The organism is Fulvivirga sp. (assembly GCF_040218215.1).
Lineage (GTDB): Bacteria > Bacteroidota > Bacteroidia > Cytophagales > Cyclobacteriaceae > Fulvivirga.
The window spans coordinates 66,158-92,551 of record NZ_JAVJQL010000012.1 but is presented as its reverse complement, the minus strand read 5'-3'; the positions used below and the strand labels follow the sequence as shown (position 1 = coordinate 92,551).

Sequence of the window (26,394 nt, the reverse complement as noted above, 5' to 3'; positions counted from 1 at the left end):
TTGATCTGAATAATGATAGGAGATGATTTATCGCTTATCTAAAAAAAAGAAGAATACTGAACCGATACAAGATAAAATTATACTAAAATGAAAAATTCGATAATTAAAATTTCAATAGTTTTTTTTACTGCATTTGCATTTGCTTGCGGTGGTGGTGAGAAAACAAAATTACCACCTGCAAAACACGCCTCAGAATCCGCCACATTAGCCAGTCCTGAGGATGCAATGAAGAACTGGAAAGAGAATAGGGGAATCGGCCCTGTTAGCTCAATTACGCTGGCAGAAGTTGATCAAGAAATGGTTGCAGGTGGTAAGATAATATTTGAAGAAAAATGCACGGCATGTCATAAACCGGATAAGAAGTTTATTGGGCCTGCACCTAAAGGGATTTTGGAAAGAAGAACGCCAGAATGGATTATGAATATGATTCTTAATCCTGAAGAGATGACAACCAAAGATGCAATAGCTAAACAGCTATTGATTGAAGCCAATGGTTCTCCTATGGCCAATCAAAACCTATCTGAAGAAGAGGCAAGAAAGGTACTGGAGTATTTCAGGACTTTATAAATGTATATCAAAACCATATATAAAATGAAAAACCAAATCTTATATCCTATTGGACTTTGTTTGCTTGCGGCACTAATGTTTATGTGCTCCTCTAAGCAAGGTCAGCCTGCCGAAGAAACAGCAGTAGAAACAACCAGTCACCCATTGGGCCAGGCTTCTGTGGTGGATAACGTATCCGAAAAGAATATTTTGCAGGTTGCAGCAGGCTCCGAAGCACACACAACCCTGGTGGCTGCTGTACAAGCTGCACAAATAGAGCATGTGCTGGTGAATGCTGGCCCATTAACGGTTTTTGCTCCATCAAATGACGCATTTAATGCACTACCTGAAGGAACTGTTGACAATCTATTAAAGCAGGAAAACAAATCTCAGTTAGCCACCATATTAACTCGCCATGCAGCACCTGGTAAATACGACATAGAGGCTCTAAACAGGGAGGCCACTAAAGGAAGAAAACTATACATGGCTACTGGTGATTATCTGGAAGTGGTGGTAGATGGTGATAAAATAACGGTTGGAGGAGCAGAAATTGTGGCTACTATCCCCGCATCTAATGGAGTTATTCATGTTGTTAACAAGGTGATATTACCTAACTAATTAATCAATCAATAAACCTAACATAAAATGAAAAAACTAATTAAAATACATAGTTTGCTGATGGCAGGATTGGTATTTATTGCCTTTTCGTGTAATCAAGGAGGTGGCAATGGCTCCTCTAATGGAGCATTAAGCAGCAACATAGCTGAAAAAGTTTACGTAGCCCCGGGAGAACGGGATGAGCAATATGCCTTTTTATCAGGGGGTTACAGTGGTAACTTAACTGTTTACGGTTTGCCATCTGGTAGATTGTTTAAAGAAATACCTGTTTTTTCCCAATTTCCAACTTCAGGTTATGGTTATTCTGAAGAAACCAAACCTATGCTAAATACTTCATTTGGTTTCATCCCCTGGGATGATTTGCACCACCCGGACATATCGCAAACCAATGGAGAATTAGACGGAAGATGGATTTTTGCTAATGGTAATAATACACCACGAATAGCAAGAATCAGTTTAACCACATTTGAGACTGAGGAGATTATTGAGGTGCCGAATAGCGCTGGAAATCACAGTTCATCATTTATTACTGAGAACACTGAATATGTTGTGGCAGGAACACGATTTGCTGTACCCGTACCACAAAGGGACATGCCAATAAAGGAGTATAAAAGCAATTTCAAAGGGGCATTAACATTTATAGCTGTAGAACCTGAGCATGGCCATATGGACATCAAATTTCAACTGCTCATGCCTGGTTTTAACTATGATTTGTCGCACCCAGGTAGAGGCAAATCTCATGGTTGGTTCTTCTTTTCAACTTATAATACAGAAGAAGCTAACACATTGCTAGAAGTAAATGCTTCACAAAACGACAAGGATTTTATAGCCGCTGTAAATTGGAAGAAAATAGAAGAGTATGTGAATAATGGCGGAGGTAAAAAAATGCCTACTAACTATGCACACAATGTTTATGATGAGTCAACGCATACGGCAACTTCAACAATGAAGAAGGAAGTATTAACTGTTGACCCTTCTGAAATTCCGGGAGCTATCTACTTCTTGCCTACACCAAAATCACCACACGGATGTGATGTTGATCCATCTGGTCAGTTCATTATTGGTGCTGGTAAATTATCAGCCGATATCACCGTTCACTCATTTGACAAAATGTTGGCAGCCATTGAAGCTGAAAACTTTGATGGTGATGCTTATGGTATTCCAATTTTGAAATATGAGGATGTTGTAGCCGGAACTGTACAAAGTGGTGGTTTAGGGCCATTGCATACTGAATTTGATGGCAAAGGTAATGCCTATACTACTTTCTTTATTTCTTCTGAAGTGGTAAAATGGAAATTGGAAACCTGGGAAGTTGTGGATAGACAGCCTACTTTCTACTCTGTAGGCCACCTGATGATTCCTGGTGGAAACTCAAGAAAACCTCATGGTAAATACTTGGTAGCCATGAATAAGATCACAAAAGACCGTTATCTGCCTACTGGCCCAGAAATGGAACATTCCGCACAGATCTATGATATCTCAGGTGAGAAAATGCAATTGCTGTATGATTTTCCTACCCATGGTGAGCCACATTATGCAGCCGGATGCGATGCGGAGCTGATAGTAAATAACTCCAAGAAAATTTACAGATTGGATGAAAACAAACACCCATACAGTATAAAAAGCCCGGCTGAAGCCAAAGTAGAAAGAGACGGCAATGAGGTGCATATTTACATGTCTACCATCCGAAGTCACTTTACTCCTGATAACATTGAAGGTATCAAAGTAGGCGATAAGGTGTACTTCCATATTACCAATCATGAACAAGACTTTGATGTACCACACGGATTCTCCATGATCGGACAGGGAACCTCAGAAATTTTGGTAATGCCTGGCCAAACAAAAACCTCTCTTTGGGAACCTAAGAAGGTGGGTGTATGGCCATTCTACTGCACAGATTTCTGCTCTGCACTGCACCAGGAAATGCAAGGGTATGTTCGCGTGTCTCCGGCAAACTCCAGTATACAGTTGAGCTGGTCTTTAGATGAGTAATACCTAATAGGAAATAGGAGTAGGTCGATTAAGCCTGCTCTTATTTCCATCTAATATATTTTTAAATTCCAAAATACTATCAAAATGAAAAAGGCAAGTATATTGATGATTATCGGTAGTGCCTTGTTGTTAGGGCTGTTCGTCTTTCCTCTCTGGAATATAAGGCTAGGCGCCCCACAGTATCCAGAGCCTCTTGGTATTGATATTCATATCAACGGGCTTCAAGGAGAAAGTGAATTCGACATCCAAAACATCGATGGATTGAATCATTACATTGGAATGAAAACTCTGCCAAAACCGGCAGACATGTGGGAGTTCTCTGTATTTCCTAAGGTGGTTTTGTCAATGGCAGCTATTGGCATTCTTATTGGCATTTTAGGCTTTATAGGCAAAATATCATCCACCTGGTTCTTAATTTGGTTCATTGTAATGGGTATTTTAGGAACATTAGGTATTTATGATTTTAACCTATGGCTGGTTGAATACGGAACTGATCTCGATCCAAATGCTATTTTGAAATTAGTAAACCCTGACGGAACTCCAATGAAATACAACCCCCCACTGATTGGTCATAAAAAACTACTCAATTTTGATGCATTCTCCTATCCAAGGCTGGGTGGCATTTTGCTTGGAATCGGTATGTTGTTTTCTTTAATTGGATACTTTCTGGGCAGAAAAACTACTGCTAATTTAAATTAAACAGCTATGAGACTAATACTATATAGTACTTCATTCTTTGCCCTTCTTATAAGTGCATGCAATAATGGGCCACAACCCATAACCTACAGTCAGGATGCCTGTGATTTCTGCCGAATGACAATTGTTGACAAGCAACACGCTGCTCAAATTGTGACTGTGAAAGGTAGAAACTATAAGTACGATGCTATTGAATGTATGGTGAATGACCTTAAAGAATGGGATCGTCCGGAAGCAGACCTAATTTTAGTAGCTGATTATACTAACCCAGGCGAACTGATTGAAGCAGAAAATGCCAACTACCTGATCAGTAATGAAATACCTAGCCCAATGGGTGCGTTTCTTTCTGCTTTTTCAGATAATAATGAATTAGTTCTAACACAGGAAGGATCAGGTGGTGATACTTTTAATTGGCAGGAGCTAAAGCAAAAATTTAGTCAACAACATCGTCATTAATAAATGGCTTTAAAGCTGATGCGTGTAAAACAGAATATGTTAACTAATCAATTCGGTAAAAAGTGTTTTAGTCTTTTTATCATCAGTCTACTTAGTGTTTGCTTTGTGTATGCATCAACAATTACGGTCTGTGAAAGCTGCGAAGTATCTACTGTAACAAGAGCTGTACACATGGCCCAGCCACATGACACGGTTAGGGTAAAGTCTGGTGAGTATGAAACCATTAACCTTGAGATTACGAAACCGATTACCTTGCTAGGTGAACCAGGTGCCACGCTCAATGGTGGAGCTAATAATTATGTACTCAAACTTCTGTCAGATAGCATCACTGTTTCCGGCTTTTCTATACTTAATTCTGGCCGCAGTTACACCAAGGACTATGCGGCTATTTATGTTTACAGAGCATCTTATGTAAAGATTATTAATAATAAAATTTCCAAAGCCTTTTTCGGGATATTGATTGAAAAATCAAGTAAGGGAGTTGTTTCCGGCAATGAAGTGATAGGTACAGCCAAGAAAGAATCACAGTCCGGTAATGGCATCCATTTGTGGCATTGTGACGGCATGAGTATTACAGAAAATGTAGTAACTGGAATGAGGGATGGGATCTATTTGGAGTTTGTAGATAATAGTCAGGTAAATAATAACTACACGCATCATAACGTACGCTACGGCCTACACTTCATGTTCTCAAACCATGATTCCTATACAGATAATAAGTTTGAGCAAAATGGAGCCGGTGTGGCGGTCATGTTCTCAAAATGGATTGTGATGAAACGCAATCATTTTTACAAAAATTGGGGCACCGCCTCTTATGGCTTGCTGCTCAAAGAAATATACGATGGAGAGGTAGAAGGAAATAAATTTGAAGAAAATACTATTGGAATTTACATAGATGGGTCAACAAGAATGACTTTTTCCAGAAATACGCTACGGCAAAATGGATGGGCTATAAAAGTTTCCGGAGGTTGTTATACAAATGAATTCAAAGAGAACAATTTTATAGGCAATTCCTTTGACCTGTCTTATAATTCCCAGCTTAACGACAACACGTTTAACAATAACTTTTGGAGTGATTATACCGGATACGACCTTGACAAAGATGGCAAAGGAGATGTGCCTTACCGGCCAGTTAAATTGTTCTCCTATATTGTAAATCAAACACCCGAAACTATTATTTTGCTTCGCAGCCTTTTCGTAGACATCATAAATTTCTCTGAGAAAGTATCACCTGTTTTTACACCCGACAAACTAGTAGATGCAACACCTTCAATCCGTACTTTTCAATGATAGCAGTAAAAAACCTTAGAAAATCTTTTGGTAACCTAACCGTTTTAGATGACCTTACCTTTAATTTAGACAAGGGGGGGATCTATGCCATACTAGGCCCAAATGGTTCTGGGAAAACCACCTTTCTGAAAACTATTCTTGGAATGGTTTTGCCAGATAAAGGAACAGTTTTTTTCGATCAAGTGGATATATCCACATCACATGATTACCGAAAAAAATTAGGGTATCTACCTCAGATAGCACGGTTTCCTGATAATATCACGGTGAGTGAATTAATTTACATGATCATTGACATCCGCCAGGTGCCTGCACAGCCAGAGCCTTTGGTTGAATTATTTGGTTTAAAACCCTTTTTAGATAAAAAACTCGGTAACCTATCAGGCGGAACGAGGCAAAAGGTAAATATTGTACTCACATTTATGTTCGATACTTCTGTATTGATACTTGATGAACCTACTGCTGGTTTAGATCCTGTATCGTTGATAAAACTGAAGGAGTTGATTGCCAATGCCAAACAGCAAGGAAAAATCATACTCATTACATCACACATTATGAACCTGGTGGAAGAATTGGCAGATCAGATTATTTTCCTGCTTGAAGGTGAGATCCATTTTCATGGCTCTCTTAATGAGTTGAAGGAAAAAACAAAAGAGAGAGATTTGGAACACGCTATTGCATCACTACTACAGTCATGATAAAAATCTTAAAATACAGCTTTTCGGACCTGATGCGTAGCAAATGGAGCTACATTTATCTGGCCTTTTACCTTATACTAGGGTTTGTACTACTATTTCTCAACAATGACATTTCCAAGGCTATAATCACCCTGATGAACCTTATAGTGGTGCTCACCCCGCTTATAGGAACCATATTTGGTATCATGTACTTTTATAACTCCCGGGAGTTTACAGAACTACTACTTGCCCAACCTGTTAGCCGTTCAAAAATCTTCTTTGGTCAATACCTGGGTATTGCACTTTCATTAAGCCTCAGTTTGGTCATAGGCCTGGGTATACCGTTTTTAGTTTATGGTTTATTTCAATCAGCAGAAATTTTTAACTTTATCATGCTTCTCGTCTCTGGAGCCTTTTTAACCTTTATTTTTGTTGCACTTTCTGTTCTTATTGGCCTATATAATTCAAACAAAATAAAGGGGTTTGGTTATGCGATACTCATGTGGCTCTTTTTAGCGGTTATCTACGATGGTGCTCTCTTAATTGCTATGGTCATGTTCCGTGATTACCCCTTAGATAATCTGGCCCTTGCAGCCAGTTTCTTTAATCCAATCGATTTGTCTAGAATCATGATTTTATTAAAACTGGATATTTCTGCGCTTTTGGGATATACAGGTGCTTTGTTTCAGAAATTTTTTGGCACTAGCACTGGTTTTGTAATTTCCATGTTAATTCTGCTGCTTTGGGTAGGAGTTCCTGTGATAATGATGATTCAAAAATCTAAACGAAAGGATTTTTAAGTGAAGACCTGGTCAAAAATTGCGTTGATCTACCTTGTTTTGGTAGGCGTTATCGGGTTACTGTTAAGATATTCATTTCTGGGTGCCACTGGATTTATCTTCCAATATTTAAAGCACGCTCATTCGCATGTCGCTTTTTTAGGCTGGGTGTTTAATGCTCTTTTTGTTCTCATCATCCATAATTCTATATCAAACTCAACGTCCATAAAATGGCAATTCTACCTTTTTCAAATATCCATTGTAGGAATGATGATATCATTCCCTTTACAAGGATATGGAGCTATGTCCATCGCTTTTAGTACAACTCATATTTTTATATCTGTTTGGTTTTACTTTTCTGTTATTAATAGGTTAAATGATTCCGACCGTGGAATGAGGTGGGTTAAAATCGGAGGCTTTTATATGCTTATTTCTAACATAGGGCCACTTATGCTAGCTCCAATCATGATACTGGATTTGAGAGATAGTTTTTTGTACCAATATTCATTGCAGCATTACCTGCATTTTCAATACAACGGTTGGTTTATAACAACCATCATAGGTTTACTCGTTAAGTACTTCAATCCAAAGTTGAATGAAAGACCACTGCTTTTATTATTGGCATGGTCAACCATTCCTTTATTGTTTCTTTCCGTTGAGCTCATTGAATCAAACTTGATTTATCGGCTTATTGGTGGGGCAGCAGCAATAGCTCAGGTTATAGGTTCTGTGTGGTTGGCAAAAGCTTTATCAAAAGCACTTTCTCATGAAAGTGCGTTCATGAGGTCGGCAATTGTAACAGGGCTTGTTTTCTTCATCATAAAGTGTCTCGCACAATTGACAGTCGTATTTCCGGCTTTATCTGCAGATTTTATTCAGTCTCATAATGCTGTTATTGGTTACTTGCATCTGATATTTTTAGGAGTTATTACCAACCTGTTAATCATACTTTTTTTTAAAGCGTCTTTTATAAATAAGAGTGCACTTTCCAAAGTTGGTTTCTGGCTATTTAATCTTGGTTCGATTACTATGATTTTGATTTTAATCTTTAGCCCATTGCGTATAGTTCAGCCCTATTTTCTGAACCTGTTTCTCAGTGCTTGTCTAATTGTTTTAGGAATGATTACCCTGTCAGTGAGAAGGCTGGTTTCTTGGTAGGGCTTCTAATAAGAAAGTGCTACTCCGCATACCCCTCATTATTAAAATCAGGAAACTGCTTCTTAAGATTACTGTCATTATGTTTTTTAGGGTTGTCCCAGTCTGCAGGCAATTCTAAAAGGATCAATTTTTTGTCGTTAAGTGCCGCTTTCAACTTATCAATATCTGCGTTCAGCTCCGAGTTTCTTCTTACTGATTTTAAAGCATATTTTCTGGCGAAAGCATCACCATCACTTTGAAGTTGGTTTCTCAAATCTATATTGATCTTCAAACGGTCTAGGAGCGCATCTTTCGATCTTCCTATCACTTCGGTAGCCTCCAATGTACCTAGTGTAAGTACCGCAGTTCCTCCAATACCAGATACATAGTTTTTAGCATCACTTTCTTCCATAAACACAGGCGTTACCCCTGTAACGGCACCAAGTGATGCATTGAGTATAGAACGGTGCTTCTTACCCTTCTTAGCTTGTTTTAGCTGCTTGTTCAATGTTTTTTGATGGGCATCAAGTTGGTTGATAAGATCCATAGTGGCCAGCAATATGGTTCTATATTTATTGTATAATCGAAGGTCTTTCTTTACAATATTTTCTGCATCAGTCACGGCAATGGTAAATGTCTTGTCGCTTTTCTTTCCGCTGATGTCAATAGCGTAAAAAGTGATTTCCAGTGAGTCAACGCCACCGGGCTCCTGAATAATTTCATAACCAGGCATCCACTTAAATTCCCATTGTGTATTGGTGTATTTCGTGAGGGCTTCTTTAGGAATATCAAATGAGTTGGTGACAAAACCTACATCTGAAAGGTCATCATCGCCATTTGGGTCAGTGACATATAGGTTTAGGTTGACTACCTCATCTTCTTTTACTGATATTATTGAATCTGATGGCACTACCTGCACATCTGGCGGCAGGTCTATTTCGGTGGCTTTAATGATAATGGTACCGCTTGTTTCCTCTTTGTTAGGTTGATCCTGAACAGTGAAATTTATAGTGATAGGTTCAGATTTCAGCGATCTGAACTGCCCCCTTGAAGGCCTCCAGGAAAGCACGCCTAGTTCAGAAAGTTGCGCCCCTTGAGGTAGTTCTTCGGGAACTGCATTGAATACTATAGGATCCCCATCAGGGTCTTTTACCTGCTTGTTTTTATTGAGATAATAGTCATTGTCATGGTATTGCTCTACATAAAATATAGGAAGTTCACCAACCATTGGTGGGCGGTTCTTATGTGTTACAAAGAATTGTAATTCTTTCGAAATTTTAATCTGTTGTGAACTGGCTTCGATAATAAAACTGACTGGCTTTGACTCATCTATTCTATCCACCAGGTCATAGTCAGGTATCCATTGAAAATTACCCAATGAATCAAATGATAGCTGCACCTTGTCAGGGGCAATGATATTATACCGAAACTGAAGTGTATCCTTATTAATGACCTGAAATTGATAATCAATAGTATCACCCTCCTGCACATTGTACCAAGATGAAATCTGAGGCGTATTGATCACATAGTCCTGGCTATACACGCCTGTAAACAAAAAACAGAGTATAATTATTCCGTGAAATCTCATAATTGCGAATATAATTGATTTAAATCAGTTTATTCCCTAATTTGAATCAGTAGAGGCGGATTCCATACCTTCTATTTTCGCCAAAGATTTAATTATCAATGAACAACACGTAACTTATGGAACTAGAAAAATTTAGTTATGATAACAAGATTGTAAAATACTTTGTCATAGCCACTGTCATTTTTGGTGTGGTAGGAATGCTGGTAGGATTGACCGCAGCTATTCAGCTGTTTTATCCTGTTTTTAATTTCGACCTCCCGTACACCACCTTCGGACGTATTCGTCCGCTGCATACCAATGCCATCATTTTTGCATTTGTTGGTAACGCCATGTTTGCAGGTGTTTACTACTCGATGCAGAGACTTTTGAAAACCAGGATGTTTAGCGATGCACTCAGCTGGATAAACTTCTGGGGATGGCAACTGATCATTTTGGCAGCAGCCATATCGTTGCCGCTTGGTATGACCACATCTAAAGAGTATGCAGAGTTAGAATGGCCTATCGATATAGCCATTGCCCTTATTTGGGTGGTGTTTGGCATCAATATGATAGGAACCATTATTAAGCGCAGGGAGAAGCACATGTATGTGGCGATTTGGTTTTATATAGCCACGTTTGTTACAGTTGCCGTTTTACACATTGTTAATTCATTTGAGATACCGGTAAGCTTTATGAAAAGTTATAGCTGGTATGCAGGTGTTCAGGATGCACTCGTTCAGTGGTGGTATGGGCACAATGCAGTAGCGTTCTTTTTAACTACTCCATTTCTAGGTTTGATGTACTACTTCCTACCTAAGGCAGCAAACAGACCTGTTTACTCTTACAAACTATCTATCATACACTTTTGGTCGCTCATCTTTATTTACATATGGGCAGGCCCACACCACCTATTATACACTTCATTACCAGATTGGGCACAATCTTTAGGTGTTGTTTTCTCCATTATGCTGATAGCACCAAGTTGGGGAGGTATGCTCAACGGCCTGTTGACGTTGAGAGGTGCCTGGGACCGAGTGCGTGAAGACCCTATTCTTAAATTTATGGTGGTGGCAGTTACCGCATACGGTATGGCTACTTTTGAAGGACCAATGCTTTCACTTAAAAATGTGAATGCTATTGCTCACTTTACTGATTGGATAGTTGCCCACGTACATATTGGGGGCTTAGGATGGAATGGCTTCCTGATCTTTGGGATGCTGTATTGGATGATACCAAGAATGTGGGGCACAAAATTGTACTCTGTAAAACTTGCTAACAACCACTTTTGGATAGGTACTTTAGGTATTATTTTCTATGCACTACCATTATATGTGGCAGGTATCACACAAAGTTTAATGTGGAAAGAGTTTAACGCTGAAGGATTCCTTGAGTATAAAAACTTCCTTGAAACTGTAGTGCAGATTTTACCAATGTATATGCTTAGAGCAATTGGGGGCACCCTTTATTTAACAGGTGTGTTTATCATGATCTACAATTTGATGAAAACTGCTGGCCAGGGCTCATTTATTGCGAATGAAGAAACCGAAGCTGCTCCTTTAGTTAAAGAAGTTAAGCATGTAGGTGGCCACTGGCATAGCGTTTTGGAAAGAAAACCAATTTTGTTTACCGTGCTAACAGTAATTGCCATCGTTATTGGTGGTGTTATTGAAATGGTGCCTACTTTCTTAATTAAAAGTAATGTACCAACAATAGAAAGTGTTAAACCTTATACACCGCTTGAGCTTCATGGACGTGATCTGTACATCCGCGAAGGTTGTGTCAGCTGTCACTCGCAAATGGTTAGGCCATTTAGGTCTGAAACTGAGCGTTATGGTGAGTATTCAAAGGCGGGAGAGTTTGTATATGACCATCCATTCTTATGGGGCTCAAAACGTACCGGGCCAGATTTGCACAGAGTAGGGGCCAAATATCCTGATAGCTGGCACTATTATCATATGCTTGATCCATCGTCTGTGTCTGCGGGTTCTATCATGCCAGCTTATCCATGGTTGTTTGAAAGCACAATAGATAAGTCTCAAACAGCGGCAATGATAAATGCATTGCGAACCGTTGGAGTGCCTTATGAAGAGGGATATGACCAGACTGCCAATGATGATTTGGATAAGCAAGCTAAAGAAATAGCAGCACGGCTTAAAGCTGAAGATAACATTGAAGTTGTACCAGAAACTGAGATAGTAGCACTTATTGCCTATCTACAGCGGTTAGGAACAGATATTAAAGTAAAGCCAGAACAAACAACTCAAAACAAGTAAGACCATGTTTAAATATTATTTCGAACAAGTACACAACGTGGAAATTTGGCCAATAATCTCACTGTCTATCTTTATTATATTCTTCATTGGCCTTTTGATTTGGGTTTATACTGCAGATAAATCTTATATAAATAAGATGAAAAACCTGCCGATGGACGAAGTGAATAATACGAGTATTAAACAAACGGAATCATGAAAAACATTTTATATAAAATTTCAGCATTAGCGTTTTCATTTTTGATTTTAGGCAGCTCAACTGCCAGTGCACAAGCTGCCGCAGATTCAGGGATGAGTCCTGCAACTACACTTTACATTTTGGCGGGATTTGTTGCCTTCACAGCCATACTAGTACTTTATGTTTCTGTGGTTATACTTAGGTTGTTAAGGTTTATCGTGAGAGAGGAAGCAGCAAAACAGGCCGGGCTTGCGGGAGAGCCTGTAGTTGAAGAAGAAAGCTGGTGGTCAAAATTTGTTGACAAGGCCAACGATGTTGTTCCTATTGAAGAGGAAGAAACCATTATGCTTGATCATAATTATGATGGAATCCGGGAGTTAGACAACCATTTGCCACCATGGTGGAAATGGACGTTTTATTTGTCAATAGTTTTTGCGGTGGTTTATATGGTTTCTTATCATGTAATAGGTAATATGCCTTTACAAATTGATGAGTATAATAAGGAAGTCGCTATTGCTCAGGAGGCTGCACTTCAACGTGCAGCAAACGCCCCTTTGGCAAATATAGATGAGTCAAATGTTGAGATGGCCACTGATCCTGCTGATTTAGCCAAAGGCAAGCAAGTGTTTATGAATAGTTGTGCGCAGTGCCATAAAGAGCAAGGCGAAGGAGGTATAGGGCCTAATTTAACTGATGATTATTGGCTGCATGGTGGTAGCATTAGTGAAGTATTTGTCACTATTAAGAATGGCGTGCCAGAGAAAGGAATGATTTCATGGGAGCCTGTGTTATCACCAACACAAATGCAAAATGTTGCCTCTTATATTATGACTTTGAGAGGAACGAATCCGCCTAATGCCAAGGCACCGCAGGGAGAGTTGTATACTCCTGAATCTGAGAATGTTGAGGAGGAAGAACAACCTGCTGATTCATTGCAACTCTCTCAAGTCAATTAATTTGAGGTAGCAGGAGGAGATGATGGAAGAGAACTTATATGAGTATGATGAGCAGTTCAGGGATGGAATTGCTACAGTTGATGAGGAAGGCAAGCGGGTATGGGTTTATCCCAAAAAACCGAAGGGATATTTTCATAACCTTAGAAAAGTTGTCTCTGCTGTTCTGCTCATACTTTTGTTTGCGGGTCCTTTCATTACTATTAGTGGAAGGCCGCTTTTGTTGCTTAATATTTTTGAAAGGAAATTTGTAATTTTTGGACAGGCATTCTGGCCACAGGATTTCTTCTTGCTTGCACTGCTGCTTATTACATTCTTTGTATTTGTCATTCTCTTTACTGTTGTATTTGGTAGGCTTTGGTGCGGATGGGCTTGCCCACAGACGCTGTTTATGGAAATGGTTTTCAGGAAGATAGAGTATTGGCTTGAAGGTGATGCCAACCAACAGAGAAAACTAAACCAGCGCAACTGGGACTTTGATAAGATTTGGCGCAAAGGGCTTAAGCACGCTATTTTTATGCTTGTTTCAATTATTATAGCCCATACTGTCATGGCTTACCTTATTGGTTATAAAGAAGTAATTAATATCGTTAGCCAGCCGCCTACAGCGCACCTTTCCGGGTTTATCGGACTTACCTTTTTCACATTCATCTTTTATGGTGTTTTCTCCTATCTGAGAGAGCAGGCGTGTATCGCTATTTGCCCATATGGTCGCTTGCAGGGAGTTTTATTGGATAAAAAGTCAATTGCTGTAATGTATGACTGGTTAAGAGGAGAACCAAGGGGTAAGATCAAGAAGAATTCCGATGAACAGCCAAAAGGAGACTGCATTGATTGCAAACTCTGCGTTCATGTTTGTCCTACAGGAATAGACATTAGGAACGGTACACAGCTAGAGTGTGTTAATTGTACGGCCTGTATAGATGCCTGTGATGAAGTGATGGTGAAAATTAATAAACCCAAAGGCCTTATACGCTATGCTTCTTACGATTCCATTAAGGAGGGGGTAAAAGGACTTTTTAATAATAGGGTGAAGGCTTATTCTGTGGTTTTATTATTACTGATATCGGTTCTAATTACAGCCTTGGCTACAAGGTCAGAGATTGATGTTACCATTTTAAAGGTGCCAGGGCAGCTTTACCAAAAAACGGATGACGGACAAATTACTAACTTGTATAACGTCCAGTTTATTAATAAAACCTTTGAGCCTACTGAAGTGAGCCTAAGGGTTTTGGGTCTTGATCATGCGGAAATATCCAAAGTTGGTGGCGGCAATCTTAAAATTGAAGCTAATAGTCTGGCAGAAGGTGTTTATTTTATTAAAATCCCATCGGAGAATTTAAAGTCTGCTAAGACAAGTGTGACCGTTGGAGTCTTTAATGGGGAGGAGCTGGTTGATGAAATTGATACTAAATTTCTTGGGCCGGTTTCAATAAGCAATTGAAAATTAACAATTAAATATATGAACTGGGGACATAAAATAGTATTGACTTTTGTGGTGTTTGCTGCTATTATCATTTCTATGGTTGTAATAAGTATGCGGCAGGATGTGAGCTTGGTAGCACCTGATTATTATAAACAGGAAATTGCATATACAGAGCAAATGGACAAGCTTGCAAATGCCAACAGCCTTGGAGATAATGCCCCTCAAATTAAATATGATCATTCTAAAAGACAATTTGTAATTACTTCTAAAGAGTTTTTAAAGGGTGAGTTACACTTTTATAGGCCTTCTGATGCCTCTAAAGATATTAAATTGAGCCTTTTAATGGAGGGACAACCAAAGACTGTAGACGCATCTAACATGATCTCAGGGTTTTGGAAAGTCAAGTTGAACTGGGAGAAGGATGGTAAATCATATTTCACTGAAAAGAATATAGTTATCTGATATGTGGGCTACACTAATATTAGGCGCTTCAATTGGGTTTTTAGGAAGCTTTCACTGTGTCGCAATGTGCGGGCCAATAGCAGCGTATATTCATAATAGTGCTTCCCTTAAATCTAGTGTTGTTTTATATAATTCAGGAAGGGTACTTACCTATATAATATTAGGTGTTTTACTTGCCTTGGTTGGAAATGGCTTTGAGGTTTTTGGCATGCAGCGCTGGCTTTCAATTGTAGCCGGAGCATTTGTTCTTATTGTGATTTTATTTCCAGTTGTTCAAAAAAAATACTCATATCTCGCTAGTTCTTTCACACCGCTAAATAAGCTAAAGCAACAGTTATCCAAAGCCACAAAAGAGGGTAGGAAGTTACCATACCTTTTTATTGGTATGCTCAACGGACTTTTACCTTGCGGTGTTGTTTACTTAGCGCTTGCTACTTCACTGTCTACAGCAAATACCAGCTCAGCCGCCATGTTAATGCTTGGCTTCGGTTTTGGCACTTGGCCTTTGATGTTGATGGTTGGTTTTAGTATGAAGTTTTTTGGTAAGTCAGGCCGGTTAAGGCTTAATTATGTATTACCGGCATTGTCAGTGTTAATTGGTGTTTTGCTGATAATGAGAGGGCTTGCACTTGACATTCCTTATGTAAGTCCGATGCTTTCAAAAATAGGGCCCGATTACGGTTTTGCAAGTTGTGCTAAGCCTTAGAATTTAATTTTCAAAAACAATATAGATCATTTTGATCATGGATAATTTAAAAATAGTAAGTGCTGCTGAAGCAGTAGCAAATATAAAGTCTGGTGATAGGGTTTTTATGCAAGGTGCGGCTATGACACCAACAGTATTAATTGATGCCATGTGTGATAGGCATGATGAGCTGTCGGATGTTGAAATTATGCACATGCATACTGAAGGAGTAGCTAAATATGCTGAAGAACCATGTTCCAACGCATTTAATATTAATAGCTGTTTTGTTGGAGCCAATGTTAGAAATGCCGTGAATAATGGGAATGGAAACTACATTCCCATTTTCCTAAGTGAAATACACTGGTTGTTCAGGAGAAATATTTTACCACTTGATGTGGCCCTGATTCAAGTGTCTCCACCTGATAAACATGGATTTTGTTCTCTGGGAACATCTATTGATGTGACTATCCCGGCAATAGAAACTGCTAAAATTGTTATTGCCCAAATTAACCCGCACGTGCCACGAACACATGGTGATGGCATAATTCATATCGGAAAAATCAATTTTGCTATTGAAGTTGATTTGCCTATATATCAATCAATATATAAAGAACCAAGCGACATAGAAAGAAGCATTGGAAAGCATGTGGCGTCACTCGTAGAAGACGGAGCTACCTTGCAAATGGGAATAGGAGGGATACCCAATGTGGTCTTGGCCAATTTGATGGATAGAAAGGGACTGGGAATACATACAGAGATGTTTTCTGATGGTATACTTCCTCTTGTGGAGGCTGGGGTTATAACCGGGGAATATAAAAAAGTAAAACCAGGTAAAATTGTAAGCTGTTTTGCTGTAGGCTCTCAAAAATTATATGATTTTCTTGATGATAACCCAGGAATAGATTTTAAAGAGGCTGCTTATACTAATGACACGGCAATAATTAGAAAAAACCCAAAAGTGACTGCCATTAATAGTGCTATTGAAATAGATTTGACAGGTCAGGTTTGTGCTGATACCATTGGTAAATATCAATTTTCAGGAGTTGGCGGGCAAATGGATTTTATCAGAGGTGCTTCTTTGTCAGAAGGTGGCAAAGCAATTATAGCTATGCCATCAGTAACAAAAAATGGTATGTCCAAAATAGTTCCTTTTTTGAAGGAAGGAGCTGGAATAACAACTACCCGTGCGCACGTTCATTACATTGCCACAGAATACGGAGTAGTAGACCTTTATGGGAAAAATCTAAAACAACGGGCAAAATTATTGACTTCAATTGCGCACCCTGACCACCGCGAGAGTCTCGAAAGGGAAGTTTTTGAGCATTTTCATAGTTAACTCAAACGATTAAATAGATAACCGAAGGGCTTAAAAATTTTTAAGCCCTTTTTTTATTAAAAAACATAGCTTATGCTTTTTATCATGCTTTAAGAAAAGTCATGTTTAAACCTGATGACGGTCATTATTTACTTATCAATTGAAGCCTAACATTGTATAACAAAAAAGGAAAAAACAATGAAAAAGCTCTTATTAATAATATTCATAGTGGGTGCCATAGCACCAAGAATAGTAGCTCAAAAATATACACTCTCAGCAACTGAGTCGAAACTTGAAGTACTAGGAACTTCATCTTTGCATGATTGGGAGGAGGTAGCCACAGAGATGAGTGGCAGTGCAATTATCAATTTGGACAATGGTCAGCCAGACATTGAGTCATTAAAATTTAACGTACCTGTAAAAGCCCTTAAAAGCGATCATGGTGGCATGGATAAAAACACCTATGAAGCCCTCAAAAGCAACAAACATCCAAATATTTATTATGAACTAAAAGAGGTGAAGTCTATCGAGAAAAATGGTCAGGATTACAGTCTTAAAACCTCTGGCAATCTCACCATAGCTGGGGAGACTAAAAATATTGATATGACAGTTACTTCCAAGTCCGTTGGCAATACAATCAGTTTTTCTGGAAAAGTAAACATCAAGATGACTGATTTTAAAGTGGATCCACCAACGGCCTTATTAGGAACAGTCAAAACCGGTGATGAAATCACCATCCAATTCAATGTAAAGTATAACAGATAATCAAAACAATTTAAAACTAGAAAAATGAAAACTTCAATCAAAATTTTGCTAATAACCGCACTCATCAGCATTACCGGGATTGGTTTTGCTCAACAAAACAGAGTGTTGCAATTTGATCGGTTAAACGGTCAGGATGGCCTTAACATCTTTGAAACATCAAAAGAAGATACTGTAGCTTTTGAGAAATTGAAAGCAAGACTTGGCGGTGATTTTGCCATGCAATTTCAGGCCATAACACAAGGCAACGACCTTGGAAACCTTGTAAAGCTAGGGGATAATTTTAACCTGCCTACTGCCAATTTAAATATTGATGTTCAATTGGAAGATGGTGTTAAATTGCACTTAAGAACTTACTTGTCTGCAAGGCACCATGAAGAAGCTTGGGTAAAAGGTGGACACATTCAAATGGATAAGTTAGACTTTATCAAACCAGGCTTTTTAGAAGGTTTTATGAAAGTGGCTACCATTAGAATTGGTTTGGATGAATTTAACTACGGTGATGCACACTTCAGAAGAACAGATAATGCAAGGGCAATTTATAACCCTTTTGTAGGTAACTATATCATGGATGCCTTCTCTACAGAGGCTTTTGGTGAACTTACTTTGCAAAAAAATGGACTTCTAGCTGTTGTTGGTGTTACTAATGGTAAGCTTAATCAGAATGTTGTAATCAATGATAACAGTGATAACAAAATGTCTTTCTTTGGTAAGCTAGGTGTTGACAAACAAGTAAATGATGATACCAGAGTAAGATTGACAGGATCTTGGTACGTTAACAAAGGAACTACTACAGGCACATGGCTATATGGTGGTGACAGAGGTGGATCTAGATATTATAGTGTCTTACACGATCAGGTTGATGGAGGCAGCGATTTTGAAGGCAGGGTAAATGCACGATTCACAGAGCTTACCGCTATCCAGTTTAACCCTTTTGTAAAACTTAAAGGCCTTGAATTCTTCGGAATCTATGAAATCGCCTCTGGAGGTGCTGATGGCAACGATGGTTCTTTCACACAGCTAGCTGGTGAGTTGCTTTACAGATTTGGAAGTACAGATCAACTTTATGTAGGTGGAAGATACAATGCCGTTAAGGGAGCGTCTGTTGATGGTGGCCCTGAAGTGGAGGTTAATAGAATAAACTTAGGTGGTGGTTGGTTCCTTACCAAAAATGTAATGATGAAACTTGAGTACGTGAGCCAACAATATGACGGTGACGGATATGCCGGTACTAAATATCAGGGAGCAAGTTTTGAAGGGGTAAATATCGAAGCTACAATAGGTTTCTAGATAACCCAAAATTGAAATGGAAAGGAGAGGTTTTGCCTCTCCTTTTTTTGTTTAGGCATCTTTTAGCATCTGATAAATATCATGTTTTGACCACATTGATCGTCATATTAATTCAGTAGGTAAATTGGGATATTTAACTAGTAAAGAAATAAATCAATGTCAATCATGGGACTTCCAAAACATACCGATAATATATTTAACCTAAGGGTTATAAAAGAGAAAAAGGGCGTTATCAAAAGTATTGAAAAGAAGCCCTGGGAAACTTCTGAGTTTTTGACTGATTTGATCAGCATAAAAAGGGAAAGAAGAACAAATGCTATAATTAACAAAAAGCTCTTCTTTAGCATAGGCCTTTTTTTAAGCATGCTATTTATTACTACTATGTTCGAATGGCGTAGTTATGATAATACATCTACTGTAAACCTTGAGGGCAATATACAGGCCATGGAAGATATAATGGATGTGCCTCTCACAAATCAACCTCCTCCACCTCCACCTGAAAAAGTAATAAAACAAGCCAATATTGTTGAGGTTCAGGATGCAGAAGAGATCAAAGAAGAGATTAAGATAGATTTCGATATGGATATTTCAGAGGATGATGCATTTGCAGCATTAGATGTTGTGGATATAGAAAAGCCAGAGGAAGAAATAGCAGATGAGATATTTACCATTGTAGAAGATAAGCCCACACCTAAGGGAGGCATGTCTGCATTCTTAAGAGGGATTCATGAAAACTTAACCTATCCTCAGGCAGCCCTTAGAGCTAAAGTGCAAGGTAAAGTCTTCATACAATTTGTAATAAATGCTGATGGTCAGTTAACTGATTTTGAAGTACTTAAAGGCATAGGTATGGGCTGTGATGAAGAGGCGCTTAGAGTGCTTAAACAAAGCCCTGCCTGGAACCCTGGAAAACAAAGAGGGGTGCCTGTAAGGGTGAGAATGGTGCTCCCTATTCAGTTTGTCTACCAGGAGCGTTGAGTTGTTTATGTTGGAATCAGAACATCTCCAGCACTTTACAGAGATTAAAGGGTACTTTACAGGAGATGCAAAAATAAAGGCATATTTTGATAATAACTTTTCAAATAATACCGCTCAAGAGATAAAAATGAAACTATCATGCTTTCGTGTTCCTTACTTAGACAACTTAAAAACTGGCATGAACATCCTCGCCAGTTTTATTGCTTCATTAAATCTTGAGCCACTGATGCGGACGGGTAGTCCAGACGCGGTTAATAGAATGACATCATTTGTGATTGAGGAAGATTTAGGGTTTTTAGAATTTGCAACAACTTATTGCAATTGGCACAATCATGAAGGTTTTCCTATCTACAGGGAAGAAGTGCAGCAACTATTAGATAAATTAAATTGTAGTGTCCAACTAAATAATAAAGACTCTTATGAAGTATTTTCAGCTTCACTTAGATCGTTTAGAACAACATATAACCTGGAGGAGCTGAACTTCAAAGAGTTGGATAAGTTCATTTGGTTATTTGCCAAAAAAGTAAAATCAGAAGTATAGTTGACTATAATAGTGTTATGTGAAGGTCAATTTCAACCGTAATAGTATCATGCACTTTAATGAGCCCCATCATGGCAGAAGGCGGGTCAATTCCAAATTCTTTCATTTTAAAATCTGAAATCATTTTCAACTTATAGGAAGACTTAGAAGCTGGTTCAACATCATATTTTAAAAAATACTTATTGGTATGACCAGAAATAGTGACAAGAGCTTCGGCAAGCGCATTAGTGCTATTTTCATTGTTGAAGTTTTCAATAGAAAGAAGCTCAAATTCCATAAAAGGAAACTCTTCTTCTTTTAGGGTCTTCTTCATATCTCTGGTGATGTACTTGCTATTGCAATCAAATTTGCTCACACTCACACTTAAATTGGCGTTTTTAAAATAAACATTGCCATTTTTATGAGAATAGCCAATTGATAACTGGTCTTCGCAGAACCCTTCTTTTAACTCGCAGTCAAATTCATTTACATTAGACACTCCACTAAGTGTAAAGGAACTCGAAGGATCAATTACAAATTTTGAAGTTGATTGAGCTTTTAACAAAGCGGGGATCAACATTAACATTAACAAGGCATTAGATTTCATGAGTCGCCAGTTTAAGCACTCAAAAGTCAGCTATTAATAGATTCTTTGTTATGATGAAGGTCAGGTTTAGTATTGATACTAATCTGTAACCAACTTACCTAGCAAAGTGCCATTGCTGTATTTTAGCCAATTTTTCCATGTTTTTGATGATTATCTTTCCAGACTGTACTTCAATAATACCTTCTTCTTTTAGGTCAGATAATACCCGGATCACTGATTCTGTAGCAGTTCCCACCATGTTGGAGAGATCGTCTCTTGAAACTTTCAGGGGTTGATCTGGAGTATCTGAATTAAACTTCTCGAAAATCTCTATCAGGGCACCAGCCGTTCTTTGACGAACAGAATTATAGGCCAAATCAACCAGCCTCTGTTCTCTTTCTACCACGTTGTTAGAAAGCAGTTTTATAAATTTTTGTGCTATATCCCTGTTGGAGTAAAGCAGTTCGAAAAACTCAATCTTAGGAATTTGAATTATTTCGGAGTCTTCAATGGCCTCAGCAGAGTCCATGTGTTCTGTTTCTTTCAGTAAAGCCTCATAGCCAAAGTAGTCATTGGCCGAATAAATACCAGTTATCAATTCTTTACCATCTTCATTGGTCTTTATTGTTTTTACCTTACCATGAGAGATCATGTAGAAGTGATTGGGATAGTCGCCCTCTCTGAAAATTTCATTTTTTTTCTTATAAAGCCGCGGTCTGAGGGTTGAGGTGAAAGATTCCAGGTTATGTACTGACTTAACATCAGAGATGAAGCTTTTCAGGCCCTTTGTATCGGGTTTGTAATCTTTATTTATGGCCTCATATTTCTTTAGCCGCGACTCTATTACATCTAATAACTCTATATCGTCAAACGGCTTGGTGAGATAGTCATCAGCACCTAACAACATTCCCTTTCTTAAATCGGAATGCTCGGCCTTAGCTGTTAAGAATATAAATGGAATCCTTTGTGTAGATTCTTTTTTGGATAAGATGTGCAATACACCATATCCGTCAAGCTCGGGCATCATGATATCACATAATATCAGATCCGGATGATCTTCCATAGCCATTTCTACACCTCGCTTGCCATTTTCTGCCAGGCTCACTTGATAATCTGCAAGCTCCAGTATCTCACCAATATTTTCCCTTATCTCGTTGTTGTCTTCTATAACTAGTATTTTCTTCATAGAGGTAATTTTACTTTAAAAGTAGTGCCTATATTTAGTTGACTCTCAAAGTTAATAGTGCCAGACAGCATTTCTACATATTTTTTCACAATATGAAGCCCCAGCCCTGTACCTTGAATATTTGTAGCATTTTTGGCCCTAAAGAACCTTTCGAAAAGATGTTTTTGGTCGTTTTTATCTATTCCTATTCCGTTATCAGTAATATGCACATCTATACTTTTCTTGCCATAAATGATGTCAAAAATAATCTTAGAGTTCTCATGAGAGTATTTAATGGCATTAGACAATAAGTTGATAAGGATATTTTTCAATAGCTTTTCATCAGATTGTAATTTCCTTGCCGTTCCGAATTTTCTTAGCTCTATATATTGACCTTTTTTTAATACTTCTTCAATGTCTGACATTACTTCTTTGGCCAAATTGCTAATATCAAATTCGTATTTCTGAATATCTGTTTTTCCTTCCTCAATTTTAGCCAATGATAGAAAGTCATTAAGTATATTGTTCAGGTTGTTGATTGAAGACTTTATTTTATCAACATGCTTTAGTCGCTTTTCTTCAGTTCCAGGATCATTGTATTTCGATATCAGCGATGCTGATGATAAAATAGCGCTTAAGGGTGTTCTGAATTCATGAGATGCCATTGAAACGAACCTGGACTTTAATTCATTCAGTTCCTTTTCATTTTCCAACGCAGAAATTACATCTTCCTGAGCTTTTTTTCTTTCCAATATCTCATCTTCAAGGTGCTGATTTACATCTTCCAGTTTTTTTATTGTCTCATCTAGTTCTTTTGTTCTAAGCTGAACCCGCTTCTCAAGTTCTGCAGCATATACTATTAATTGCTCCTCACTATTTTTTAATGCTTCTTCCATCACTTTACGATCAGTAATGTCAATAATAAAAGCTACAGTATGGCTTTCATTATTGATAAATGTATGGTTCAGGCTAATCTCAACAGGGAACAAGCTACCATCTTTTTTTTGAGCTTGAAGGTCACGGCCTCTACCCATTCTTCGTGGTTGGGGGTTTTTACTATAGCCTTTTCTTAATTCTGCGTGCTTCTTCCTTAGGTTTGACGGCAGAAGGTCATCCACAGATAATGTTAAGGCTTCGTCCAGCGTATATCCAAAAAGTTTTATCGAAGCTTGATTTGCCAGAACGATTTTACCTTCTGAATTCACAACTATGATACCTTCTTCACAGGTTTCAAATATGGCTTGGTAAGTAGGTAAAGGAGAATGGCTTTTCATTTTTAGTTATTAAGAATCTTTTGCTTCCTGTCTAAATGTTTAATATTAAAAGTTTAATATATAAGAGTAGTCAGTTAAGGTTTAATAATATGCTAATATTGCTTAATTTATAAGTTAAATTACTTAAGTTATTTTGGTTTTTTTAAATAAAATGGGTCTGAACTTTATATTTACCCTTCTTATCACTGTTTTTACGGTTAATGAAAAGCCGTCAGGTAGCTTGGTTAATATGCAGGAGAAGGCCGATGAACCAAATCAACAAATAGCGCACTATCTTGACTCCATAGAATTTTATTGGCACTCCGCCCCTCAAACGGCTATATTGTATGCAGATTCCGCATATCAACTTGCCAACGAATTAAACCTCAATAACGCTCAAAAAGTAGATGTCCTTGCGAATAAAGGAATTGCTGAATATACCAAAGGAAACTACAGTGAGGCTTTATTGTACTATGACTCGGCCATATATTTAGGCACTCGCTTAGATAAAGATGTGAACATCATATTTATATATACTCTAAATCTACTAAGAAAACAGGGGAGGTTTAAGGAGGTGATTTTTAGAGTGGACTCCATTCTCGAGCTTGCAGAAACCCCACTATTCAGAAAGCATGAATTTTTGCTCGTTAAAGCAAAAGTGATAGCACAATCTGGTAATGCACAAAGGGCTTTTGAAACGCTAGAGAAGATTGATTTTGATAGCCTGCCAATAGAACAACAGGCATCTTACATTATCATACAATCTACTCTGGAAAACATAAAAGGCGAGTATGCTTCAGCTATAAAACATCTTGATAAGTCATTAAGCATTTACAAGTACCGTGGTGACTCTCTAAGCATGGCCGAAGTTAATTTAGAGAAGGGTAAGATCTATCTTAATTATGGGGGCTTCGACTCTGCGAGCCTGGCTATAAATAAAGCCCTTGAGATTTATAAAGGAACCAGGTATCCTTATGGTATCGCTAAAACATACTATCTGTTAGGCTCTATGTACACAGAAATGGGTAAGGGCGAGATTGCGGTTGACTATTATTATAAAGCGCTCAAGACATTTGAAGAACAGTCCAATACAAAAGAGATTGCTGAGACCTATGCCGATCTGGCCTGGCTATACTCAGCACAAGACGTTCAAAAGTCGATGGAGTTGATAAATCAATCGATCAATATTTCTAATAGCATAGGAGATGTTGGAGTGGAGGCTACGGGCTATAATTTCAAAGGGGTCTTTTATGATCGCATGGGAAAGTACGACAGTGCAATTGAAGCTTATGATGAGTCTGCAAGGTTACGAACAAGTATAAATTATGAAAAGGGAGCCATCGCTGCTGAGTTTAACAAAGGCTTTGTATACGAAAAGATGGGTATGTATGATAAGGCTTTGGAAATTTACCTTAGAACATATCCGATAGAATTAAAGCTAGGAAATGTTTTGGGTTCTGCAATCAGTGAGTATACTATTGGAGGCATTTATATCAAACTGAAAAACTACCGAGAAGCTAAAAAATATTTAGATCTTGCCCATAAACATTTAACAGATATAAATGCTTTATCATATCTGCTTGAGTGTCTTAATCTTTATGTCAAATATTATGAAGCTATTGGGGATGACACTAATGCCTTAAAATATTTCAAACAACATGCCGCTCTTAAAGATACCGTTAACAGTCGGGAAAAAGATGTACGGCTGGCTGAGATGGAGTCGAGGTATGCATTGGAGCAGAAAGAAAAAGAAATAGCCTTTTTGAGCCTTGAAAACCAAAACCAAAAGCAAAGCCAGGAAATTCAAAATCAAACCATAACCAATCAAAGAATACTTATTGGGTTTATTAGCACGGGTATATTAAGTATTGTTGTGCTTCTAATTATCACCTTCAGGGTTCTTCAAATAAAAAGCAGAAATAACAAAAGACTGGAAGCGCTAAATAAAGAAATAAGTGAACAGGCAGAAGAGATTACTGCCCAGTCAGAGGAGCTGCAAGAGGCCAACGAAGAGATAGTTTCATTAAACGAGGGACTTGAATATAAGATAGATGAAAGAACAAAAGAATTGCGCGAGGCGCATAAGGAGCTTGATACCTTTTTCTACCATGCCTCACATGATTTTCGCAGGCCTCTAACTACTTTTCTTGGACTTGCCGAAATAGCCAATACAATTTTAACAGACCAAAAGGCGCTGGAGCTTTTTGAAAAAGTAAAAGATACTGCGGGAAGCCTTGATAGAATGGTTGGGAAGCTTAAAGCTATTAGTATTATTGGTTTTGATAAGCTGAAATACACTCAGGTGAATTTGGAAGGTCTGCTGAACAGGGTTATTGACAAACATCAAAAGCTTAAGAAGGATAATCTGCTAAGTTTTAAATTTGATTTGAAAATAAAAGAAGTATATACTTCCTACGATCTGTTGGAAATTATAATGGATAATCTTATTGAAAATGCCATTTTATATAAAAAGAAGGCCACTGATTCCTGGATAAGCATAGAAACTACCACAATAGATAGTCATATTGTTTTTAAAGTAAGTGACAATGGTCAGGGAATTGAGAAGGAGCTAACTGACAGAATCTTTGAGATGTATTTCAGGGCTAATGAACTTTCTCAGGGCAATGGGCTGGGTTTATATATCACAAAAAAAGCTGTTTCAAAATTGGGCGGCTTTATTGAATTCGAAACGAAGTACGACAAAGGGTCAACATTTACCATCCACATTCCCTTAATTATCTAAAAATCAGAGGTGTTAGGCCGAGTTAATTCAATGTTTAACCTTTGATTTAGGTT

24 protein-coding genes are annotated in these 26,394 nt (G+C 38.1%); 20 read left to right on the top strand and 4 right to left on the bottom strand.

Going from position 1 to position 26,394, the window contains the following annotated elements:
* Positions 1–87: 87 nt before the first annotated feature.
* The 9 genes from RIB54_RS06575 to RIB54_RS06535 all read left to right on the top strand — a co-directional run bounded on the left by RIB54_RS06575 (position 88) and on the right by RIB54_RS06535 (position 8,209).
* Positions 88–567, top strand: a complete 480-nt coding sequence (locus RIB54_RS06575; RefSeq protein WP_350099900.1) for a c-type cytochrome — start codon at positions 88–90, stop codon at positions 565–567.
* 24 nt (positions 568–591) lie between these two features.
* Positions 592–1,164, top strand: a complete 573-nt coding sequence (locus RIB54_RS06570) for a fasciclin domain-containing protein (protein WP_350099898.1) — start codon at positions 592–594, stop codon at positions 1,162–1,164.
* 27 nt (positions 1,165–1,191) lie between these two features.
* Positions 1,192–3,156 carry a Sec-dependent nitrous-oxide reductase gene (gene nosZ / locus RIB54_RS06565; protein ID WP_350099896.1) on the top strand — a complete coding sequence of 655 codons (1,965 nt, stop codon included), beginning with the start codon at positions 1,192–1,194 and terminating at the stop codon, positions 3,154–3,156.
* 84 nt (positions 3,157–3,240) lie between these two features.
* Positions 3,241–3,855 (top strand): hypothetical protein, encoded by a 615-nt coding sequence (locus tag RIB54_RS06560; protein ID WP_350099895.1) that lies wholly within the window; start codon positions 3,241–3,243, stop codon positions 3,853–3,855.
* A 6-nt stretch (positions 3,856–3,861) separates the two neighbouring features.
* Entirely contained in the window at positions 3,862–4,308 is a 447-nt protein-coding gene (locus tag RIB54_RS06555; protein WP_350099893.1) for a nitrous oxide reductase accessory protein NosL, read from the top strand.
* 3 nt (positions 4,309–4,311) lie between these two features.
* Positions 4,312–5,598, top strand: coding sequence for a nitrous oxide reductase family maturation protein NosD (locus tag RIB54_RS06550; RefSeq protein WP_350099891.1), 1,287 nt, complete (start codon positions 4,312–4,314; stop codon positions 5,596–5,598).
* A complete protein-coding gene (locus tag RIB54_RS06545) occupies positions 5,595–6,293 on the top strand; it encodes an ABC transporter ATP-binding protein (protein WP_350099889.1) in 699 nt (232 codons plus the stop codon). Before RIB54_RS06550 ends, RIB54_RS06545 begins: the two co-directional genes overlap by 4 nt.
* Positions 6,290–7,072, top strand: a complete 783-nt coding sequence (locus RIB54_RS06540) for an ABC transporter permease (RefSeq protein WP_350065457.1) — start codon at positions 6,290–6,292, stop codon at positions 7,070–7,072. The genes RIB54_RS06545 and RIB54_RS06540 overlap by 4 nt, the downstream gene beginning before the upstream one ends.
* Entirely contained in the window at positions 7,073–8,209 is a 1,137-nt protein-coding gene (locus tag RIB54_RS06535; protein WP_350099887.1) for a hypothetical protein, read from the top strand. It begins immediately after the preceding gene.
* Between the two features lie 19 nt (positions 8,210–8,228).
* On the opposite strand, the gene RIB54_RS06530 is transcribed toward RIB54_RS06535, so the two are convergent.
* The gene (locus RIB54_RS06530) at positions 8,229–9,776 is read right to left on the bottom strand and encodes a hypothetical protein (RefSeq protein ID WP_350099885.1); all 1,548 of its coding nucleotides are present in this window, start codon (positions 9,774–9,776) and stop codon (positions 8,229–8,231) included.
* Between the two features lie 116 nt (positions 9,777–9,892).
* Between RIB54_RS06530 and ccoN the strand changes: the two genes are divergently transcribed.
* The 10 genes from ccoN (at position 9,893) to RIB54_RS06480 (ending at position 20,615) form a co-directional block, all read left to right on the top strand.
* The gene (gene ccoN / locus RIB54_RS06525) at positions 9,893–12,028 is read left to right on the top strand and encodes a cytochrome-c oxidase, cbb3-type subunit I (RefSeq protein ID WP_350099883.1); all 2,136 of its coding nucleotides are present in this window, start codon (positions 9,893–9,895) and stop codon (positions 12,026–12,028) included.
* 192 nt (positions 12,029–12,220) lie between these two features.
* Positions 12,221–13,159 (top strand): cbb3-type cytochrome c oxidase N-terminal domain-containing protein, encoded by a 939-nt coding sequence (locus RIB54_RS06520; protein WP_350099881.1) that lies wholly within the window; start codon positions 12,221–12,223, stop codon positions 13,157–13,159.
* A 19-nt stretch (positions 13,160–13,178) separates the two neighbouring features.
* A complete protein-coding gene (gene ccoG, locus RIB54_RS06515) occupies positions 13,179–14,600 on the top strand; it encodes a cytochrome c oxidase accessory protein CcoG (RefSeq protein ID WP_350099879.1) in 1,422 nt (473 codons plus the stop codon).
* 18 nt (positions 14,601–14,618) lie between these two features.
* Positions 14,619–15,044 carry a FixH family protein gene (locus RIB54_RS06510; protein ID WP_350099877.1) on the top strand — a complete coding sequence of 142 codons (426 nt, stop codon included), beginning with the start codon at positions 14,619–14,621 and terminating at the stop codon, positions 15,042–15,044.
* A 1-nt stretch (position 15,045) separates the two neighbouring features.
* Entirely contained in the window at positions 15,046–15,750 is a 705-nt protein-coding gene (locus RIB54_RS06505; RefSeq protein ID WP_350099875.1) for a sulfite exporter TauE/SafE family protein, read from the top strand.
* A gap of 37 nt (positions 15,751–15,787) precedes the next feature.
* A complete protein-coding gene (locus RIB54_RS06500; protein WP_350099874.1) occupies positions 15,788–17,065 on the top strand; it encodes an acetyl-CoA hydrolase/transferase family protein in 1,278 nt (425 codons plus the stop codon).
* Positions 17,066–17,242: 177 nt separating this feature from the next.
* A complete protein-coding gene (locus RIB54_RS06495) occupies positions 17,243–17,809 on the top strand; it encodes a YceI family protein (RefSeq protein ID WP_350099873.1) in 567 nt (188 codons plus the stop codon).
* Positions 17,810–17,833: 24 nt separating this feature from the next.
* Positions 17,834–19,096, top strand: a complete 1,263-nt coding sequence (locus RIB54_RS06490) for a hypothetical protein (protein WP_350067153.1) — start codon at positions 17,834–17,836, stop codon at positions 19,094–19,096.
* Between the two features lie 165 nt (positions 19,097–19,261).
* Positions 19,262–20,074 carry an energy transducer TonB gene (locus RIB54_RS06485; protein WP_350099871.1) on the top strand — a complete coding sequence of 271 codons (813 nt, stop codon included), beginning with the start codon at positions 19,262–19,264 and terminating at the stop codon, positions 20,072–20,074.
* Between the two features lie 7 nt (positions 20,075–20,081).
* Positions 20,082–20,615, top strand: coding sequence for an HI_0787 family protein (locus RIB54_RS06480; protein WP_350099869.1), 534 nt, complete (start codon positions 20,082–20,084; stop codon positions 20,613–20,615).
* Between the two features lie 4 nt (positions 20,616–20,619).
* Here the strand turns inward: RIB54_RS06480 and RIB54_RS06475 are convergent, their stop codons facing one another.
* The 3 genes from RIB54_RS06475 to RIB54_RS06465 form a co-directional block, all read right to left on the bottom strand.
* Positions 20,620–21,201 (bottom strand): hypothetical protein, encoded by a 582-nt coding sequence (locus tag RIB54_RS06475; RefSeq protein ID WP_350067147.1) that lies wholly within the window; start codon positions 21,199–21,201, stop codon positions 20,620–20,622.
* 94 nt (positions 21,202–21,295) lie between these two features.
* The gene (locus tag RIB54_RS06470) at positions 21,296–22,366 is read right to left on the bottom strand and encodes a response regulator (RefSeq protein WP_350067145.1); all 1,071 of its coding nucleotides are present in this window, start codon (positions 22,364–22,366) and stop codon (positions 21,296–21,298) included.
* Positions 22,363–23,619, bottom strand: a complete 1,257-nt coding sequence (locus RIB54_RS06465; RefSeq protein WP_350099867.1) for an ATP-binding protein — start codon at positions 23,617–23,619, stop codon at positions 22,363–22,365. Before RIB54_RS06465 ends, RIB54_RS06470 begins: the two co-directional genes overlap by 4 nt.
* Positions 23,620–23,770: 151 nt before the next feature.
* Here RIB54_RS06465 and RIB54_RS06460 point away from each other — a divergent pair, with 151 nt between their 5' ends.
* Positions 23,771–26,341 (top strand): tetratricopeptide repeat protein, encoded by a 2,571-nt coding sequence (locus RIB54_RS06460; protein ID WP_350099865.1) that lies wholly within the window; start codon positions 23,771–23,773, stop codon positions 26,339–26,341.
* Positions 26,342–26,394: the final 53 nt, after the last annotated feature.

Bases quoted from the DNA above. Each gene is read 5' to 3' on its own strand.
- RIB54_RS06575 (WP_350099900.1), top strand. From the start codon at position 88: ATGAAAAATTCGATAATTAAAATTTCAATAGTTTTTTTTACTGCATTT.
- RIB54_RS06570 (WP_350099898.1), top strand. From the start codon at position 592: ATGAAAAACCAAATCTTATATCCTATTGGACTTTGTTTGCTTGCGGCA.
- nosZ (WP_350099896.1), top strand. From the start codon at position 1,192: ATGAAAAAACTAATTAAAATACATAGTTTGCTGATGGCAGGATTGGTA.
- RIB54_RS06560 (WP_350099895.1), top strand. From the start codon at position 3,241: ATGAAAAAGGCAAGTATATTGATGATTATCGGTAGTGCCTTGTTGTTA.
- RIB54_RS06555 (WP_350099893.1), top strand. From the start codon at position 3,862: ATGAGACTAATACTATATAGTACTTCATTCTTTGCCCTTCTTATAAGT.
- RIB54_RS06550 (WP_350099891.1), top strand. From the start codon at position 4,312: ATGGCTTTAAAGCTGATGCGTGTAAAACAGAATATGTTAACTAATCAA.
- RIB54_RS06545 (WP_350099889.1), top strand. From the start codon at position 5,595: ATGATAGCAGTAAAAAACCTTAGAAAATCTTTTGGTAACCTAACCGTT.
- RIB54_RS06540 (WP_350065457.1), top strand. From the start codon at position 6,290: ATGATAAAAATCTTAAAATACAGCTTTTCGGACCTGATGCGTAGCAAA.
- RIB54_RS06530 (WP_350099885.1), bottom strand. From the start codon at position 9,776: ATGAGATTTCACGGAATAATTATACTCTGTTTTTTGTTTACAGGCGTG.
- ccoN (WP_350099883.1), top strand. From the start codon at position 9,893: ATGGAACTAGAAAAATTTAGTTATGATAACAAGATTGTAAAATACTTT.
- RIB54_RS06520 (WP_350099881.1), top strand. From the start codon at position 12,221: ATGAAAAACATTTTATATAAAATTTCAGCATTAGCGTTTTCATTTTTG.
- ccoG (WP_350099879.1), top strand. From the start codon at position 13,179: ATGATGGAAGAGAACTTATATGAGTATGATGAGCAGTTCAGGGATGGA.
- RIB54_RS06510 (WP_350099877.1), top strand. From the start codon at position 14,619: ATGAACTGGGGACATAAAATAGTATTGACTTTTGTGGTGTTTGCTGCT.
- RIB54_RS06505 (WP_350099875.1), top strand. From the start codon at position 15,046: ATGTGGGCTACACTAATATTAGGCGCTTCAATTGGGTTTTTAGGAAGC.
- RIB54_RS06500 (WP_350099874.1), top strand. From the start codon at position 15,788: ATGGATAATTTAAAAATAGTAAGTGCTGCTGAAGCAGTAGCAAATATA.
- RIB54_RS06495 (WP_350099873.1), top strand. From the start codon at position 17,243: ATGAAAAAGCTCTTATTAATAATATTCATAGTGGGTGCCATAGCACCA.
- RIB54_RS06490 (WP_350067153.1), top strand. From the start codon at position 17,834: ATGAAAACTTCAATCAAAATTTTGCTAATAACCGCACTCATCAGCATT.
- RIB54_RS06485 (WP_350099871.1), top strand. From the start codon at position 19,262: ATGGGACTTCCAAAACATACCGATAATATATTTAACCTAAGGGTTATA.
- RIB54_RS06480 (WP_350099869.1), top strand. From the start codon at position 20,082: ATGTTGGAATCAGAACATCTCCAGCACTTTACAGAGATTAAAGGGTAC.
- RIB54_RS06475 (WP_350067147.1), bottom strand. From the start codon at position 21,201: ATGAAATCTAATGCCTTGTTAATGTTAATGTTGATCCCCGCTTTGTTA.
- RIB54_RS06470 (WP_350067145.1), bottom strand. From the start codon at position 22,366: ATGAAGAAAATACTAGTTATAGAAGACAACAACGAGATAAGGGAAAAT.
- RIB54_RS06465 (WP_350099867.1), bottom strand. From the start codon at position 23,619: ATGAAAAGCCATTCTCCTTTACCTACTTACCAAGCCATATTTGAAACC.
- RIB54_RS06460 (WP_350099865.1), top strand. From the start codon at position 23,771: ATGGGTCTGAACTTTATATTTACCCTTCTTATCACTGTTTTTACGGTT.